At 67.9% G+C, this 16,898-nt stretch carries 17 protein-coding genes; 8 read left to right on the top strand and 9 right to left on the bottom strand.

Features of this window, described 5'->3' with window-relative positions:
* Positions 1-29: 29 nt before the first annotated feature.
* The 5 genes from AC3WLF_RS17850 (at position 30) to AC3WLF_RS17870 (ending at position 4,886) form a co-directional block, all read left to right on the top strand.
* Entirely contained in the window at positions 30-1,040 is a 1,011-nt protein-coding gene (locus AC3WLF_RS17850; protein ID WP_011615136.1) for an NADP-dependent oxidoreductase, read from the top strand.
* 77 nt (positions 1,041-1,117) lie between these two features.
* Entirely contained in the window at positions 1,118-1,966 is an 849-nt protein-coding gene (locus tag AC3WLF_RS17855) for a class II aldolase/adducin family protein (protein ID WP_492356294.1), read from the top strand.
* A 39-nt stretch (positions 1,967-2,005) separates the two neighbouring features.
* Positions 2,006-2,941 carry a glutathione S-transferase family protein gene (locus AC3WLF_RS17860; protein WP_492356293.1) on the top strand — a complete coding sequence of 312 codons (936 nt, stop codon included), beginning with the start codon at positions 2,006-2,008 and terminating at the stop codon, positions 2,939-2,941.
* Positions 2,942-3,001: 60 nt separating this feature from the next.
* Positions 3,002-3,904: an SDR family oxidoreductase gene (locus AC3WLF_RS17865; RefSeq protein WP_010810036.1), complete on the top strand. Its 903-nt coding sequence runs from the start codon at positions 3,002-3,004 to the stop codon at positions 3,902-3,904.
* Between the two features lie 34 nt (positions 3,905-3,938).
* Positions 3,939-4,886 (top strand): alpha/beta fold hydrolase, encoded by a 948-nt coding sequence (locus AC3WLF_RS17870; RefSeq protein ID WP_492320169.1) that lies wholly within the window; start codon positions 3,939-3,941, stop codon positions 4,884-4,886.
* A 40-nt stretch (positions 4,887-4,926) separates the two neighbouring features.
* Here the strand turns inward: AC3WLF_RS17870 and AC3WLF_RS17875 are convergent, their stop codons facing one another.
* Together AC3WLF_RS17875 and gbd are read right to left on the bottom strand one after the other, a co-directional pair.
* Entirely contained in the window at positions 4,927-5,448 is a 522-nt protein-coding gene (locus AC3WLF_RS17875; RefSeq protein WP_492320170.1) for an O-acetyl-ADP-ribose deacetylase, read from the bottom strand.
* A 76-nt stretch (positions 5,449-5,524) separates the two neighbouring features.
* Positions 5,525-6,673, bottom strand: a complete 1,149-nt coding sequence (gbd, locus tag AC3WLF_RS17880; RefSeq protein WP_436221556.1) for a 4-hydroxybutyrate dehydrogenase — start codon at positions 6,671-6,673, stop codon at positions 5,525-5,527.
* A gap of 335 nt (positions 6,674-7,008) precedes the next feature.
* Here gbd and AC3WLF_RS17885 point away from each other — a divergent pair, with 335 nt between their 5' ends.
* From AC3WLF_RS17885 to AC3WLF_RS17895, 3 genes are all read left to right on the top strand, one after another.
* Positions 7,009-8,031: an alpha/beta hydrolase gene (locus AC3WLF_RS17885; protein ID WP_492320172.1), complete on the top strand. Its 1,023-nt coding sequence runs from the start codon at positions 7,009-7,011 to the stop codon at positions 8,029-8,031.
* 81 nt (positions 8,032-8,112) lie between these two features.
* A complete protein-coding gene (locus AC3WLF_RS17890) occupies positions 8,113-9,096 on the top strand; it encodes a tripartite tricarboxylate transporter substrate binding protein (RefSeq protein ID WP_492320173.1) in 984 nt (327 codons plus the stop codon).
* A gap of 116 nt (positions 9,097-9,212) precedes the next feature.
* Positions 9,213-9,650, top strand: coding sequence for a YbgC/FadM family acyl-CoA thioesterase (locus AC3WLF_RS17895; protein WP_492320174.1), 438 nt, complete (start codon positions 9,213-9,215; stop codon positions 9,648-9,650).
* 145 nt (positions 9,651-9,795) lie between these two features.
* Here AC3WLF_RS17895 and denD read toward each other — a convergent pair whose 3' ends face one another.
* From denD to AC3WLF_RS17930, 7 genes are all read right to left on the bottom strand, one after another.
* A complete protein-coding gene (gene denD / locus AC3WLF_RS17900; protein WP_492340321.1) occupies positions 9,796-10,770 on the bottom strand; it encodes a D-erythronate dehydrogenase in 975 nt (324 codons plus the stop codon).
* A gap of 38 nt (positions 10,771-10,808) precedes the next feature.
* On the bottom strand, positions 10,809-11,591 hold the full coding sequence (gene otnI / locus AC3WLF_RS17905) for a 2-oxo-tetronate isomerase (protein WP_492358574.1): 783 nt from the start codon (positions 11,589-11,591) through the stop codon (positions 10,809-10,811).
* A 68-nt stretch (positions 11,592-11,659) separates the two neighbouring features.
* The gene (locus AC3WLF_RS17910) at positions 11,660-13,033 is read right to left on the bottom strand and encodes an MFS transporter (protein ID WP_492320177.1); all 1,374 of its coding nucleotides are present in this window, start codon (positions 13,031-13,033) and stop codon (positions 11,660-11,662) included.
* A gap of 129 nt (positions 13,034-13,162) precedes the next feature.
* Positions 13,163-13,816: a 3-oxo-tetronate 4-phosphate decarboxylase gene (gene otnC / locus AC3WLF_RS17915; RefSeq protein WP_492352352.1), complete on the bottom strand. Its 654-nt coding sequence runs from the start codon at positions 13,814-13,816 to the stop codon at positions 13,163-13,165.
* Positions 13,816-15,114 (bottom strand): 3-oxo-tetronate kinase, encoded by a 1,299-nt coding sequence (otnK, locus tag AC3WLF_RS17920; RefSeq protein ID WP_492320179.1) that lies wholly within the window; start codon positions 15,112-15,114, stop codon positions 13,816-13,818. The genes otnC and otnK overlap by 1 nt, the downstream gene beginning before the upstream one ends.
* 13 nt (positions 15,115-15,127) lie before the next feature.
* On the bottom strand, positions 15,128-16,021 hold the full coding sequence (gene ltnD, locus AC3WLF_RS17925; RefSeq protein ID WP_492320180.1) for an L-threonate dehydrogenase: 894 nt from the start codon (positions 16,019-16,021) through the stop codon (positions 15,128-15,130).
* Positions 16,022-16,076: 55 nt separating this feature from the next.
* Positions 16,077-16,811 (bottom strand): FadR/GntR family transcriptional regulator, encoded by a 735-nt coding sequence (locus AC3WLF_RS17930; protein WP_013956561.1) that lies wholly within the window; start codon positions 16,809-16,811, stop codon positions 16,077-16,079.
* Positions 16,812-16,898: the final 87 nt, after the last annotated feature.

Here is a 16,898-nt window from a genome sequence, read left to right on the forward strand (position 1 = left end):
TTCCAGTTTCCTACTGAAAGGAATCGACCATGTCCAAAACGTTCAAGCGCATCGTCCTGGCCTCGCGTCCCGAAGGCGCGGTGACGCCGGCCAATTTCCGCCTGGAAGAAGTGCCCGTGCCGCAGATCGCCGACGGCCAGGTGCTGGTGCGCAACCACTACCTGTCGCTGGACCCGTACATGCGCGGCCGCATGAACGACAGCAAGTCCTATGCCGCGCCGCAGCCGCTCGATGAGGTCATGATCGGCGGCACCGTGGGCGAAGTGGTGGAAAGCAGGAACAGCAAGTTCAAGCCGGGCGACAAGGTGGTCGGCATGTTCGGCTGGCAGGAGATGGGCGTCAGCGACGGCACCGGCCTGCAGCCGGTCGACACCACGCATATCCCGCTGTCGGCCTACCTCGGTTCGGTCGGCATGCCGGGAGTGACCGCCTGGTATGGCCTGAACAAGATCATCCTGCCCAAGCCGGGCAAGACCATCGCGGTCAGCGCGGCCTCCGGCGCGGTGGGCAGCGTGGTCGGGCAGCTGGCCAAGCTGGCCGGCTGCCGCGCGGTCGGCTTTGCCGGCGGCAAGGACAAGTGCGACTACGTGGTCAATGAGCTGGGCTTCGATGCCTGCATCGACTACAAGGCGGCCAAGGATCCCAAGGAGCTCTACAAGATGCTCAAGGAAGCCACCCCGGACGGCATCGACGGCTATTTCGAGAATGTCGGCGGCGATATCCTGGACGCCGTGCTGACGCGCATGAACGCCTTCGGCCGCATTGCCATGTGCGGCATGATCGCGGGCTATGACGGCCAGCCGCTGCCGCTGAAGAACCCGCAGCTGATCCTGGTGTCGCGCCTGACCATCGAAGGCTTTATCGTCTCCGAGCATATGGAAGTCTGGCCGCAGGCGCTGAAGGAACTGGGCACCGCCGTCGCCCAGGGCAAGCTCAAGTTCCGCGAGAGCATTGCCGAAGGCCTGGCCAGCGCGCCCGAAGCCTTTATCGGCCTGCTCAAGGGCAAGAACTTCGGCAAGCAGCTGGTCAAGCTGGTCTGACCGGCGCATGCAGGGCCGCGGCGCGCCTGCCGGGCGCGCCGCGGGCAACGGATTTCACCAAAAGGATGGAGACACCGATGAATGCCCCGCAAGCCCCGCAAATCCAGAGCGGCGACGAGATCGGCGCCGGCCTGCCCGAAGAGGTCAAGGCACGTTACCGCAACCTGCCGCGCCCGCCGCAGTTCGCCACCGCCGCCGAAGAGCGCCTGCACCGCAAGCAGCGCCTGGCCGCGGCCTTCCGGCTGTTTTCCAGGTTCGGTTTCGACGAAGGCGTGGCCGGCCATATCACCGCGCGCGACCCGGAGTTTCCCGATACCTTCTGGGTCAATCCCTTCGGCGTCCATTTCAGCCAGGTCAAGGTCTCCAACCTGATCCGCTGCGACCACCACGGCGACGTGGTCGAGGGCGACTACCCGGTCAATGCCGCGGCCTTCGCCATTCATTCGCGCGTGCACCAGACCCGCTCCGACGCGGTCGCGGCAGCGCATTCGCACAGCACCCATGGCCGCGCGTGGTCCACGCTGGGCCGCCCGCTCGATCCGCTCACGCAGGACGTGTGCGCGTTCTACCAGGACCATGCGGTCTATGACGATTTCGGCGGCGTGGTGGTGGAGCTCGACGAGGGCCAGCGCATCGCCAATGCGCTGGGCCAGAACAAGGCCGCCATCCTGCAGAACCATGGCCTGCTGACGGTCGGCAAGACCGTGGACGAAGCCGCCTGGTGGTTCATCACCATGGAGCGCTCCTGCCAGGTCCAGTTGCTGGCCGAAGCCGCTGCGGCGCGCACCCAGGCGCCGCTCAAGCTGATCTCCGATGCGGCCGCGCGCCAGGCCTATTCGATCGTCGGCACGGCGCAGGCGGGCTGGTTCCAGTTCCAGCCGCTCTATGCCCGCATCGTCAAGGAACAGCCGGACCTGCTGGACTGAACCGCACGGCACACGCTGGCAAACATGGAGTTGGATCGCATGGCCGACATCATTCTTCACCAGTACGCAACTTCGCCATTCGCCGAGAAGGTCCGCCTGCTGCTGGGCGCCAAGGGACTGGCGTGGCAGGCGGTGGAAATCCCCGCCATCCTGCCCAAGCCTGACCTGCTGGCGCTGACCGGCGGCTACCGCCGCACGCCGGTGCTGCAGGTCGGTGCCGATATCTACTGCGATACCGCGCTGATCTGCGAGGTGCTGGACGCGCTGGCGCCCACGCCGGCGCTGTATCCGCCGGCCCAGGCTGCGGCGGCGCGGGTCGCGGCAGCCTGGTTCGATGCGGCGCTGTTCACGGCTTCGGTGACCTATGTGTTCCAGCCGGCCGGCGTTGCCAGCATGCTGGGCCACCTGTCGCCGGCGCAGGTCCAGGCCTTTAGCGCGGACCGCAAGGCCATGCGCGGCGACACCAATGCGCTGCGCATGCCGTTGCCCGAAGCCACCGCGCTGCTGCATGAAACGTTCGGCCAACTGGAAACGCAGTTCGCGGCCGGGATCGGGCATGTGGCCGGGCCGGCGCTGTCGGTTGCCGATTTCTCGCTGTACCACAACCTCTGGTTTATCCGCCGCGCCGGCGCGCTGGCGCAGCTGCTGGAGGCTTATCCGCGCTTGCAGGCCTGGTATGCGCGCATGAACACCTTCGGCCATGGCCGGCCGCGCGTGATCGACAGCGAGGACGCGATCGGCGCCGCGCGCAGTGCCGATCCGCTGGCGCTGGATGAGGGCGTGGTCGTGGATGCAGGCCTGCAGGCCGGCGACCCCGTCACCGTCACGCCCACCGACTATGCGCGCGATCCGGTGGCCGGCGTGCTGCTGGCGCTGAGCGCGCGCCGCGTCACGCTGCGCCGCCAGGATCCGCGTGCCGGTGCGCTCAATGTGCATTTCCCGCGGCAGGGCTACCAGGTGCAGCGCGCCGCCTGAGCGCGCGCATGGCACACGGCCCGCCGTTCCCCAAACGAAACACGCGACAGGACAGACGATATGAAGGATTTCTCCAACAAGGTGGCTGTCATTACCGGCGGCGCCTCGGGTTTCGGCAAGGAGTTTGCCCACATTGCCGCCGACCTCGGCATGAAGCTGGTGCTGGCGGATGTGCAGGAAGACGCGCTGGACGCGACCGTGGCGGAATTCAAGGCACGCAATGTGCCGGTGATCGGGTTGCGCACGGACGTCTCGCGTGCCGACCAGGTGCAGGCGCTGGCCGATGCCGCCATCGAAGCCTTCGGCCAGGTCAACCTGCTGTTCAATAACGCCGGCGTGGGTGCGGGCGGCTTGATCTGGGAGAACTCCGAGAAGGACTGGGAGTGGGTGCTGGGCGTCAACCTGTACGGCGTCGTGCACGGCGTGCGCATCTTCACGCCGCTGATGCTGGCCGCGGCAGAGAAGGATCCGGCCTACCAGGGCCACATCGTCAACACGGCGTCGATGGCGGGCTTGCTGAACCCGCCGGCAATGGGCGTGTACAACGTGTCCAAGCACGCGGTGGTGGCGTTGACTGAAACCCTGTACCAGGACCTGGGCCTGGTGACCGAGCAGGTGCGGTGCTCGGTACTGTGCCCGTACTTCGTGCCGACCGGCATCAACCAGTCACAGCGCAACCGGCCCGCCGACCTGGCCAACCAGGCGCCGCCGACGCGCTCGCAGCTGGTATCGCAGGCCTTGTCGGACAAGGCCGTCGGCTCCGGCAAGGTGACCGCCGCCGAGGTCGCGCAGCTGACCTTCGATGCCATCCGCGACGAAAGCTTCTATATTTATTCCCACCCCCAGGCGCTCGCCCCCGTGCGCCAGCGCTTCGAGGACATCGTCGGGCAGCGCAATCCCGGCGATCCGTTTGCCGACAAGCCCGAGGTCCGCGCGGGCCTCGTTGCCGCGCTGCGCGGCTGACGCCAGCACAACGCCACAACGAGGAGGACCGCATATGGAGAACAACATGGCTGCCCCCGCCGCCGTGATCCGCCACCTGCAGTACGCCACGCTGCCCAACGGTACCCGCCTGCACTACGCCAGCGCGGGCGAGCGCGGCAAGCCGCTGATGCTGTTCGTGCACGGCTTTCCTGAATTCTGGTTCGAATGGGAGGCCCAGCTGGCCGAGTTCGGGCGCACGCATTTTGCCGTGGCGCCGGACCTGCGCGGCTACAACCTGTCGAGCAAGCCCGCCGAGGTCGAGGCCTACCGGCCGCGCCATATCGTCGAAGACCTGGTGCAGCTGGTCAGCGCGCTGGGCTATGACCAGGCCGTGGTGGTGGCGCACGACTGGGGCGGGGCGATCTGCTGGAACCTTGCAATCCAGTTCCCGCAACTGGTGCGCCAGCTCATCATCGTCAACTCGCCGCATCCGTACCTGTTTGCGCGCGCGTTGGCCACCGATCCCGGGCAGCAGGCCGCTTCCGCCTACATGAACTGGCTGCGCAAGCCGGGCTCGGAAAAGGCGCTCGCCGCCAACGACTTCGCGCTGCTGGACCGGATGCTGGCCGATGCCGACGGCAAACCTGCGGCCTGGTACACGCCCGAGACGCGCGCCAGGTACCACGCGGCATGGTCCCAGCCGGGCGAAGGCCAGGACGCCGGCGTCCATCCGCTTACCGGCGGCGTCAATTTCTACCGCGCCTCGCCCATGCACCCGCCCGGCGAGGGCGAGCCGCCGCCCGACATCTCGCGCCTGGATCCGGCCGCCTTTGTGGTCAGGGTGCCGACACTGGTGATCTGGGGCGAGCGCGACCGCGCGCTGCCGAAGTCGCTGGTGGACGGGCTGGCCGATTTCGTGCCGGACCTGCGCGTCGAGCGCATCCCCGAGGGCACCCACTGGGTGATCCACGAACAGCCGGAACGCGTCAACCAGCTTATCCGCAGCGCGCTGCCGGCTTGACCCGGACGTGCGGCTGCCCTGGGGCAGCCGCACATGGCGTTCAGGTCAAACGCTCGCGGTAGAGCCGGTAGTTTTCGTCGTCGAAGCAGACGAAGGTGACCTGCTCTATATCTGGCGCCCCGGCCAGCGCCTCGCGCACCGCGGCGATGGCGATATCCGCCGCGCGCTCGCGCGGGAAGGCGTAGATGCCGGTGCTGATATTGGGGAACGCCAGCCTGCGCAGGTGATGCTGCGCCGCCAGCCGGATGCTGTTGCGGTAGGCGTTGGCGAGCAGTTCGTCCTCGCCCTGGTCGCCGCCTTGCCAGACCGGCCCGACCGCGTGGATCACGTATGGCGCCGGCAGGTGGCCGCCGGTGGTGATCACCGCCTCGCCGGTGGGGCAGCCGCCCTGCGCGTCGCGGATCGCGCGGCAGGCCTCCTTGATGGCGGAGCCGCCGGCCCCGTGGATGGCCCCGTCGACGCCGCCGCCGCCCAACAGGCCGCTATTGGCCGCGTTGACGATGGCATCGACTTCCATCCGGGTGATATCGCCATGGACTACCTGCAAATGCTCGCCGCTCATGTTGTCTCCTGCGCTGTGGAGGGAGGGCCGCCGGACAGCCGCTTGGTCGGTCTGACCGGCGGGAAGCTGCTGTGTGCTACATGGACTGCTCAAGCATACGCCGATAATCCGCGGCGCTGGCTTCTTTCGGGTTGGTCTTGTGGCAGTGGTCGACCAGCGCACCGGCAATCACCTTGTCGAACATGTCCTCGGTGACGCCCATCTGGCGCAGCCCGGTGGGCAGCCCCAGGCGCGCGGTCATGTCGTGCACGGCCTGCGCGATATCGGCGCCGTCGGGCAGGTGCATGGCGCGGCGCAGGCGTGCGTAGCGGTCGTCGCGCACCACCGTGGGCGCGTCGGCATTGAAGCGCAGCACCGCGGGCATCACCACCGCATTGAGGGTGCCGTGGTGCAGGCCGGTGCGGCCGTCGATCTTCAGCCCGCCCAGCGGGTGCGACAGCGAATGCACGCAGCCCAGCCCCTTCTGGAACGCCATCGCGCCCTGCATCGATGCGCTCATCATGTTCAGGCGCGCGTCGCGGTCCTGGCCGTCGCGGGTGGCGCGCTCGATATGGCCCCAACCGCGCTCCAGGCCGTCCAGCGCAATGCCGTCCGCGGGCGGGTTGAAGGCGGGGGCCAGGAAGGTCTCGATGCAGTGCGCGATTGCATCCATGCCGGTGGCCGCGGTCAGCCCGGCTGGCAGTCCCAGCGTCAGTTCCGGGTCGCAGACGGCGGACTTGGGCAGCAGGTGCCAGGAATGGAAACCCAGCTTGCGGCCGTCGTCCAGGATGATGATGGCGCCGCGCGCCACCTCGCTGCCGGTGCCCGAGGTGGTGGGCACCGCGATCAGCGGCGCCGCCTTGTCGGTGATCCTGGCGCTGCCGCCTTCGATGGTGGCATAGGTGGTCAGCTCGCCCTCATGCGTGGCCAGGATAGCGATGCCCTTGGCCAGGTCGATCGACGAGCCGCCGCCCACCGCCACCAGCCCGTCGCAGCCGGCCTCGCGGTACTGCGCGGCGGCCTTGCGCACCATGGCCTCGGTCGGGTTCGACGGGGTTTCATCGAACACCGCAACCTGCAGGCCCTGCATTGCATCGATGGCACGCTGCGCCACGCCCGCGGCGACCACGCCCTTGTCGGTCACCAGCAGCGGGCGGCGGATGCCGATGCGCTCGCATTCGGACTTGAGCAGGCTTACCGCGCCGAAATCCAGGTGGATGTGGGTCAGATAGTAGATAAACGCCATGTTTGCTTGTCTCCTGCCGGGATCTGCCGCCAAATTGTCTTCTGCACGGGCCTGAGCGGATGCTCGCCAGGCACGCTGTCTTGGGTTTCAATGGACCTGCACTACTGCGTTTCCGGAGTCCTCGGGACCGCTTCAGCCGATCATCGCGCAAAAACTTGCCGCGTGGCAGGCTGACAGCGATTTTTCGGGGTTATCTCGTACTGCCGGGCCCCTGGAACATCTGGCATCATACTAAAATCGAACGATCGTTCACAATTCGAACTTGTCCCGATGCGGGCGACGCGCCAGAGCTTGTGCGCGCCGCTGGCACCGGGTCCGGATCCGCGTCATTCCCTATGTCCGCCGCACCGCCTTCCAACCCTGATGCGCCCGCCACGCCCGGCCTGCCGTCCAGCCCGCTCGACCCGCAGGTGGCCGCGCTGCTGGAGCTGATCGCGCGCGCCAAGCGGCCGCCGATCCACGCGATGGAGCCCGAGGACGCCAAGCTCGCCTACGAGAAAAGCGCGCCGATCCTGGATATCAACCCGCCGCCCGTGCATATGGCGGAAGACCTGCTGGCGCCGGCGCGCGACGGCCACGCCATCCCGCTCAGGCTGTACACCCCGCGCGAGGCCAGCTGGACCGAGCCGCTGCCCTTGCTGGTGTATTTCCATGGCGGCGGCTTCACCGTCGGCAGCGTCGATTCGCACGATCCGCTGTGCCGGCTGCTGTGTGGCCAGGCGGACTGCATGGTGCTGTCGGTGGACTACCGGCTCGGGCCGCAATGGCGTTTCCCGACCGCGGCCAACGACGCCTTCGATGTGCTGCACTGGGTCTTCGCCGAAGCCGGCCGGCTGGGGGCCGACCCGGCGCGCATCGCCGTGGGTGGCGACAGCGCCGGCGGCACGCTGGCCGCGGCGTGTGCCGTGGAGGCCCGCAATGCGGGCCTGGCGCCCGTGCTGCAGTTGCTGATCTATCCCGGCACCTGTGCGCGCCAGGACACGCCGTCGCACCGCGCGCTGGCCGATGGCTACCTGCTGACGGCGGACATGATCCGCTGGTTCTTTGCCCAGTACCTGGACCAGGAAGCCAGCCGCGACGACTGGCGTTTCGCCCCGCTGGATGGCGGCGGCGCCGGCGCCGAGGTGCGCGGCACATGCCCGGCCTGGATCGCCGTGGCCGGCTACGACCCGCTGCACGACGAGGGCGTGGCCTACGCAGAGAAGCTGCGCGCCGCCGGCGTCGCCGCCACGCTGGCGGACTACCCCGGCATGATCCATGATTTCTTCAAGCTGGGCCGTTTCGTGCCGGCGGTGGCGCAGGCACATGCCGACGCCGTTGCCGCGCTGCGCGCCGCGTTCGGCACACCGCACAACTAGACCAGCAGCCACGGTCAGGGCCGCACCGGCCCCGGCCTTCCATTTTCAGCAGTGACTTGCAGCACAAGGAGACATAGTCAAATGCAACGCCGCCACTTCATTGCCCGCGCGGGCATCGCCGCCGCCGCCGCGGCACTGGGCCTTGCCGCCATGCCCGCCCAGGCACAGGCCGACAAGTTCCCGCAGCGCCCGATCCGCCTGGTGATCGGCTACACCGCCGGCGGCTCCACGGATATCCCGTTCCGCGTGCTCGCCGACAACGCCTCCAAGATCCTGGGCCAGCCCGTGATCGTCGAGAACAAGCCCGGCGCGGGCGGCGTGCTGCCCGCGCAGATGATGCAGACGACCGCGCCGGACGGCTACACGCTGGCCCAGGTCGCCATGCCGGTCTACCGCCTGCCGTACACCACCAAGATCAACTGGGACCCGGTCAAGGACCTGAGCTACATCATCAACCTCGCCGGCTATTCGTTCGGCCTGGTGGTGCCGGCCGATTCGCCGATCAAGACGATGCAGGAGTACATCGCCTACGCCAAGGCCAATCCGGGCAAGCTGACCTACGGCTCGCCGGGCTCCATGACCACGCTGCACCTGACCATGGAAGAGCTGGCCATGAAGCAGGGCGTGCAGTTCTCGCACATCCCCTACAAGGGCAATTCCGAGTCGATGCAGGCGCTGCTGGGCGGCCACGTGATGTCGGTGGCCGACACGCCGGCATGGGCACCGTACGTTGAGCAGGGCAAGCTGCGCCTGCTGTCGACCTGGGGCGAGAAGCGCTCGGCGCGCTTCCCCAACGTGCCGACGCTGAAGGAACTGGGCATCGGCATCGTGCAGACCTCGCCGTTCGGCCTGGTCGCGCCCAAAGGCACCGACCCGAAGATCGTGCAGAAGCTGCATGACGCCTTCAAGAAGGCCATGGACATGCCCAACTACCGCGAATCGCTGGCCAAATTCGACATGGAGCCGTACTACATGAACAGCCAGCAATACGCGCAGTTTGCGGCCGAGACCGTCAAGAAGGAAAAGGCGATCATCGAGAAGCTGGGGCTGGCCAAGGCGCAATAAGCGCAATCAGCCTGCCGCCGCCACCATCGATCCAGGCCGCCGCGCCTGCCGGCCCTGTCCGGCGGGCCGGCGGCCTGGTGCTTTGACAAGCCACGACAAACAAGGAGACCAAGCCGATGGCCAAAGAGGATTTCCGGCACAGCATCCCGCTGCGCGTGCGCTGGGCCGAAGTCGATCCGCAGTCGATCGTCTTCAACGCGCACTACCTGACGTACTGCGATATCTGCGTGACCGAATACTGGCGCGCGCTGGGCATCCGCTACCCGGAAGACGTGCTGCACGCGCATGGCGTCGACATCTTCGTGGTCAAGTCCACGCTGGAATACCACGCCTCGGCACGCTTTGACGACGAGCTGGAAATCCGCGGACGCATGTCGCGCCTGGGGCGCTCGAGCATGCTGTTCCGGGTGGAGATGTTCCGCGGCGACGAACACCTGATCACCGGTGAGATCGTCTATGTGTGCGCGGACCCGGCCACGCAGAAATCGGCGGCGATTCCGGGGCAGGTGCGGGAAATTATCGAGGGGTATGAGGTGGTGAAGCCGGCGGCTTGATTTAGCCGAGGACCTGACCAATGCTACTGGTTTGCGCCCCTCTCCCGCATGCGAAAGGGGCGGGGGAGAGGGCGGCGCGTGACTCGCGAGGGGGACCGGCTCTCAGTAGATAACGGAGCCGTCGCAACAACGAGGCATGGGCGGCTTACTTGTTCAGCCCAGCGTCCTCCATATACGCCCGAATCACGTCATCAAAACTCGCGTCACTCTGGAATCCCAGCGACAACGCGCGGTCCGCATTCCACGCCGCCGGCCACGTGCCGACGATCTTCTCCACGCGTTCCTCACGTTCCCACGTGACACGATCCGCCACCGCATTGCCCGCCACGCGGCACAGCGCATCGACCATGCCGGCGGCCGTCACAGACAGCCCCGGCAGGTTGATCACACGACGGTTGCCCAGCCGCTCGCCAGCCAGCTCGATCCCATTGACCAGCGCCGCCACGGCAGCTCGCGGCGACAGCAGCCACAGCGGCGTTTCCGGTGCCACCGGGCAGTTGGCAGCAACACCCGACAGCGGCTCGCGGATGATGCCGCTGGCGAACGACGACGCCGCCGCATTGGGCTTGCCCGGGCGCACGCTGATGGTGGGCAGGCGCAGCACGCGGCCGTCGACGAAGCCGCGGCGGCTGTAGTCCGACAGCAGCAGCTCGCCGATGGCCTTCTGCACGCCGTATGACGATTGCGGGTTCAGCGCGGTATCGTCCTGCACCACCGGCGGCAGCTGGCCGCCGTAGACCGCGACCGAGCTGGTGAACAGCACGCGCGGCTGGTGGCCCAGTTCACGGCAGGTTTCCAGCAGCGCGCGCGAGGCGTCGAGGTTGACGCGCATGCCGAGATCGAAATCCGCCTCGGCCTGGCCGCTGACCACGGCCGCCAGGTGGAACACGGCGCCAGTGTTGATGTCGATGGCCTGGCGCAGCACCGCCGGGTCGGACAGGTCGCCCGTCACCACGCGCACACGCGCATCGTCCAGGCCTTGCGGCGCCACCACGTCCAGCAGCGTCAGGCGCTTGATGGCCACGGGCTGGCCGTCAAGGTTCAGGGTGCCGCGTTGCAGCAGCAGGCGGGCGAGTTGCAGGCCGAGGAAGCCGGCGCCGCCGGTAATCAGTACGTTCATGGCAGGATGGGAGCGGTTGTTCTTGGGGTTGGTCGCGATCAGCGGCCCAGGTAGGGCTTGAGCCAGCCGAGGCCCGCCGAGGTGCCGGCGCGCGGGCGGTATTCGCAGCCGATCCAGCCGTCGTAGCCGAGCGTGTCCATGACCTCGAACAGATACGGATAGTTCAGCTCGCCCACGTCCGGCTCATGGCGCTCGGGCACGCCGGCGATCTGGATATGGCCGATGCCCGCGATGTCGCGCTTGAGCTTCATCGCGACATCGCCTTCGACGATCTGGCAGTGGTAGCAGTCGAACTGCACCTTCAGGTTGGCCGCGCCGACTTCCTTGCAGATGGCCTGGCCGTCGTCCTGGCGGTTCAGGAAATAGCCCGGCATGTCGCGCGTGTTGATCGGCTCGATCAGCACGGTCACGCCCTGGGCGGCGGCAGCGCTGGCGGCAAAAGCGAGGTTCTCGAGGTAAGTGGCGCGGCAGCGCGCGCGGTCGGCAGCGGCAGGGATCAGGCCCGCCATCACGTGGAAGCGGTCATTGCCGATCACGCCGGCGTATTCCAGTGCGCGGCCGATGGTGCCGCGGAAATCCGCCTCGCGCCCGGGCAGGGCGGCCAGGCCGCGTTCGCCTGCTGCCCAGTCGCCCGGCGCGGCATTGAACAGTGCCTGCGTGAGGCCGTTCGCGTCCAGGCGCGCGCGCAGCTCGGCGGCGGCGTGCTCGTACGGGAACAGGAACTCCACCGCCCGGAAGCCGTCGGCCGCGGCTGCGGCAAAGCGGTCCAGGAAGGCGTGCTCGTTGTACATCATCGAGAGGTTTGCGGCGAAGCGCGGCATTCGGAACTCCAAAGCGGTAGTACGGATCCGGCCCGATCGAGACTACGTCGAAAGCGGGCCGGCCAGGATCAGCGGTTGACCAGTTTAGCGGGCGTCAGCCACACCAGCACGGCGCCGACGACCAGAATTGCGGACAGCACGTACATGGGCAACTGCGTGCTTTGCGTCATGTCCTTCAGCGCGCCGACCATGTACGGCGACACGAAGCCGGCCAGGTTGCCGACCGAATTCACCACGGCAATACCGGAAGCGGCGGCAATGCCCGACAGGAACGAGGTCGGAAGCGACCAGAACAGCGGCGCGCAGGTCAGCACCCCGGCAGCGGCCAGCGACAGTGCGGCGATGGCCACCGTTGTATTGTTGGTGAACGAGGCAGCAATGGCAAAGCCCGTGGCACCCATCAGCGCCGGCACGATCAGGTGCCAGCGGCGCTCGCGGCGCGCGTCGGCGCTGTGGCCCAGGATGTTCATGACGATCACGGCGCAGATGAACGGGATCGCGGACAGCAGGCCGATGTTCAGGTTGCCGGTCACGCCGCTGGCCTTCACCAGCGTCGGCATCCAGAAGGTCAGTGCGTACTGGCCGGTGACGAAGCAGAAGTAGATCAGGCACATCCACCACACGCGGCGGTCGGAGAACACCGCACCCAGCGAGTGGCCGTGGGCCTTGCCGGCGGCGCTGGCGGCGTTATGGGCGCTGCGCTGGTCTTCCTCGATATTGCGCTTGAGCACGCGCTTTTCATCGGCGTCAAGCCACGGCGCCTTGTCGATGCCGTCGCGCAGCACGAACACCGTCACCACGCCGATCACAAGCGCGGGCAGGGCCTCCAGCAGGAACATCCATTGCCAGCCGCGCATGCCGTGGGTGCCGTTGAACGCGTCCATGATCCAGCCCGACAGCGGGTTGCCGAACATGCCCGCGATGGGGATGCCCGACATGAACAGCGCGATCATCTTGCCGCGGCGGTTGGCCGGGAACCAGTAGGTCAGGTACAGGATCACGCCGGGATAGAAGCCCGCTTCGGCCAGGCCGAGCAGGAAGCGCATCACGTAGAACTGGGTCGGCGTCTTCACGAACAGGAACAGCGCCGAGATGATGCCCCACGTGATCATGATGCGCGCGATCCAGATGCGCGCGCCGATACGATGCATCAGCAGGTTGCTGGGCACCTCGAACAGGAAGTAGCCGATAAAGAACAGGCCGGCGCCGAGGCCGAACACGGTTTCGGAGAAGGCCAGGTCCTGGCCCATCTGCAGCTTGGCGAAGCCGACATTGACGCGGTCCAGGTAGGCGACCACGTAGCACAGCATCAGGAACGGCATGACGCGCCAGAACACCTTGCTGTAGGCGCGTTTTTCGATCTGGGCTTCGGTGTCCAGCCGGGCGTTGCCGCCCAGGCTGTCAAGGGCGGGCACGCTCGCCGCCGGTTGGTTTGGATTCACGGTGGTCTCCGGGTATGGTGGTGGGTCTAATGCGGCGGCGCGCGGACTGCAGGCATGCGCGTCCCCCGCACGGTGGCCGCAAGGCAACCGCGCCGGGTGAAGCCGTCGTTTATCGGGGAAAAGCGGTTGTTACCAGCGCGCCTGGAAGGCGTCGCGCAGCTCAGCCAGTGCGCCGTCGGGCAGCGCCGCGCGGGCGGCGAAGCCCGGCGAGTCTTTCATCGTCATCCATAGCTTGGCGGTTTCCTCCAGTTCTTCCAGCGCGAACGCGGCGCGCGAGACGCTGGATTCCCACACCACCGGGCCAAGGCGCTCCAGCAGCACGCCACGCACCTGCGCGGCCAGCGTGGCCACGCGCGCGGCCACGGCCGGATCGCCGGGGCGATGGTAGGGAATCAGCGGGATATGGCCGACCTTCATCACGTAGTAGGGCGTGAGCGGCGGCAGTACGTCGTCCGGTTGCCAGACACCGGCCAGCGTCAGGGCCACGAGGTGCGTCGAGTGCGTATGCACCACGGCGTGCGCCTCGCGGTTGTTGTCGTAGATCGCGCGATGCAGCGTCAGCGTCTTGGACGGCTTGTCGCCGGAGACCCAGCTGCCATCGGTGGCCACCTTGGCGACCGCGGCCGGGTCCATCATCCCCAGGCAGGCATCGGTCGGCGTGATCAGCCAGCCGTCGTCCAGCCGCGCGCTGATATTGCCGGCCGAGCCCACGGTATAGCCGCGCTGGTACAGGCTGGCGCCGATGCGGCAGATCTCTTCGCGCAGCTTGCTTTCGGTGCTCATCAGTGGCCTCCAAGCTGGCGCAGCGCTTCGTCAAAGAAATCCGGGCCGCCGAAGTTGCCCGACTTGAGCGCCAGCGCCAGCGGCTTGGCATCCAGCGTGACGGTGGCCGGCACGCCCGGTGCAATCTGCGCGCCGATACGCAAGGCGCGCACGCCCAGCGCCTGCACCACCGCGCCGGAGGTTTCGCCGCCGGCCACCACGAAGCGGCGCGTGCCGCGTGCCAGCAGCCCGGCGGCAACCGTGGCCAGGCACTGTTCGACCAGGTGTCCTGCGCGCTCGACGCCCAGTTCGGCCTGCACGGCCTTGACTTCGTCGGGGCTGGAGGTGGCGTAGATCAGCACCGGTTCGTCATGACCGGCGGCAAACGCCAGCGCCGCGTCGGCCACGGCTTCGCCGCGCGCCAGCGCGAGCGGGTCGATGCGCAGCGCCGGGCGGCCTTGCTCCAGCCAGCGCGCCACCTGGCCATTGGTCGCGCGCGAGGCGCTGCCGGCCAGCACCACGCCTGGGCCGTCGATGGCGGGAACTGCGTCGGCGTCGCCGCGCAGCGGCAGCAGGCCGGCGCGGCGGAAGTTCCCGGGCAGGCCCAGCGCGATGCCGGAGCCGCCGGTGATCAGCGGCAGATTGGCGCAGGCCTCGCCCAGCGTGAACAGGTCCGCGTCGGACACCGCATCGGCAATCGCCATGCGCACGCCGTCGCTGCGCAGCGCAGCGATGCGCTCGGCGGTGGCCTGCGCGCCGCGCGCCACCGCGTCGTAGCGCAACAGCCCGACCTTGTTCTTGCTCTGGCGCTGCAGTACGCGCACCAGGCTGGCATCGGTCATCGGCGTCAGCGGATGGTGCTCCATGCCCGATTCATTGAGCAGCGTATCGCCCACGAACAGGTGGCCGCGGAAGATGGTGCGGCCGTTTTCGGGGAAGGCCGGGCAGGCGATGGCGAAGTCGCTGTCCAGCGCCGCCAGCAGCGCCTCGGCCACCGGGCCGATGTTGCCGGCATCGGTCGAGTCGAAGGTGGAGCAGTACTTGAACACGAACTGGCGGCAGCCCTGCGCGCGCAGCCATTGCAGCGCGGCCAGCGACTGGGCCACGGCCTCGACGGCCGGGATGGTGCGGGACTTGAGCGCCACCACCAGCGCATCGGCTTCGCCAATGTCCTGCACGGCGGCCACGTCGGGCAGGCCGATGGTCTGCACGGTGCGCATGCCATTGCGCACCAGCGTGTTGGCGAGGTCGGTGGCGCCGGTGAAATCGTCGGCGATGCAGCCCAACAGCGGGCGATGGGTGAGGGTGCCTGCGGTCATCTTCGCTTCCCTCTTATTCAGCCTTGCCCGGCAGTTCGATGCCCGGGAAGATCTTGATCACGGCCGAGTCGTCCTCGCCGCCATGGCCGGCGGTGGAGGCCATCATGAACATCTGGTGCGCGGCCGCAGACAGCGGCAGCGGGAATTTGCTGTTGCGCGCGGTGTCGAGCACCATGCCCAGGTCCTTGACGAAGATGTCGACCGCCGACAGCGGCGTGTAGTCGCCCTTCAGGATATGGGGCACGCGGTTCTCGAACATCCACGAGTTGCCCGCGCTGTGCGTGATCACGTCATAGAGCGCATCGGGGTCCACGCCTTCGCGCAGGCCCAGCGCCATCGCTTCGGCGGCCGCGGCGATATGCACGCCGGCCAGCAGCTGGTTGATGATCTTGACCTTGGAGCCCGCGCCATGCGCGGCGCCCAGGCGGTACACCTTGCCGGCGATGGCGGCCAGCACGCCCTCGGCCAGCGCATAGGCTTCGGCGGGGCCGGAGGTCATCATGGTCATTTCGCCGCTGGCGGCGCGCGCGGCGCCGCCGGAGACCGGTGCGTCCAGCATCAGCAGGCCTTGTTCAGCCAGCCGGCGGCCCAGCGCCTCGGCAAAGCCCGGCGGCACGGTGGCGCTGGCGATCACCAGCTTGCCCGGCTGCATCGCGGCCGCGGCACCGTTGGCGCCGAACAGCACGGCCTCGGTCTGCTGCGCATTGACCACCAGCGTCAGCACCACGTCGCAGCGGCTGCCCAGCTCGGCGGGCGAGGCGCACGGCACGCCGCCGGCATCGGCAAAGCGCTGCAGCACTTCGGGGCGCAGGTCGCACGCGTGCACGTTGAAGCCGGCACGCAGCAGCGACTGCGCGACACCAAAGCCCATGGCACCAAGGCCGATGACGCCGATATTCCTGGACATGAAGGGACTCCTGAAACAGATACGGATGATTCGATGGTTCGGGCTTGCGCGCGCGTCAGTTGGTGGCGCCGTGCGCTTCGCCGCTCTCGTCCGCACCCAGCTGGGCCAGCCGGTGCGCGGCGTTGTACATGTGGTTCTGCGCGGCATTGCGCGCGGCCAGCGGGTCGCCGGCGCGGATGGCGGCGACGATGGCCTGGTGTTCTTCACGCACCTGGCGCGAAAAGTCCGCGCGGCGCGCCTCGTTGGTGCGGGTCACGCGCGTGGCCGCTTCCAGGTACTGGCTGAGGAAGGCCAGCGTCTTCAGGAAATACGGGTTGCCGGTGGCTTCGGCGATGGCGCGGTGGAAGGCCACGTCCTCGGCCACGCCGTCGCCGCCTTGCGCTACCTCTTCGTCGAGCCGGGCCAGTGCGGCGTCGATGGCTGCCATCGACGCATCGGTGCGGCGGCGGGCGGCCTGCGCGGCCACCTCGGCCTCGATCGCGCGGCGCAGCTCGACGATCTGCAGCACCGATTCCAGCGTGCCGGTTTCGGTGTAGTCGATGCGCAGCGGCCGGATGCCGGCCTGCAGCGTCACGAACACGCCGCTGCCCTGGCGCGACTCCACCACGCCTTCGTACTTGAGCCGGGAGATGGCTTCGCGCACCACCGTGCGGCTGACGCCGAATTCCTCGGACAGCACCGCCTCGGTCGGCAGCTTGGCGCCGCGGGCAAAGGCGCCGCTCTGGATCTTGTCCAGCAACTGTTCGGCGACGTTGTCGGTCAGGGCGCGGGCTGGGACTTTCTGGAACACGGAAGTCTCCGGGTCATTTGGTAATAAGGTCATCATACAAATTTGCTAAGGCAATGCCTCCCCGGGCAAACCCTAGTCTGGTGCGGA

This window comes from Cupriavidus sp. FW306-01-F10A (genome assembly GCF_058782785.1).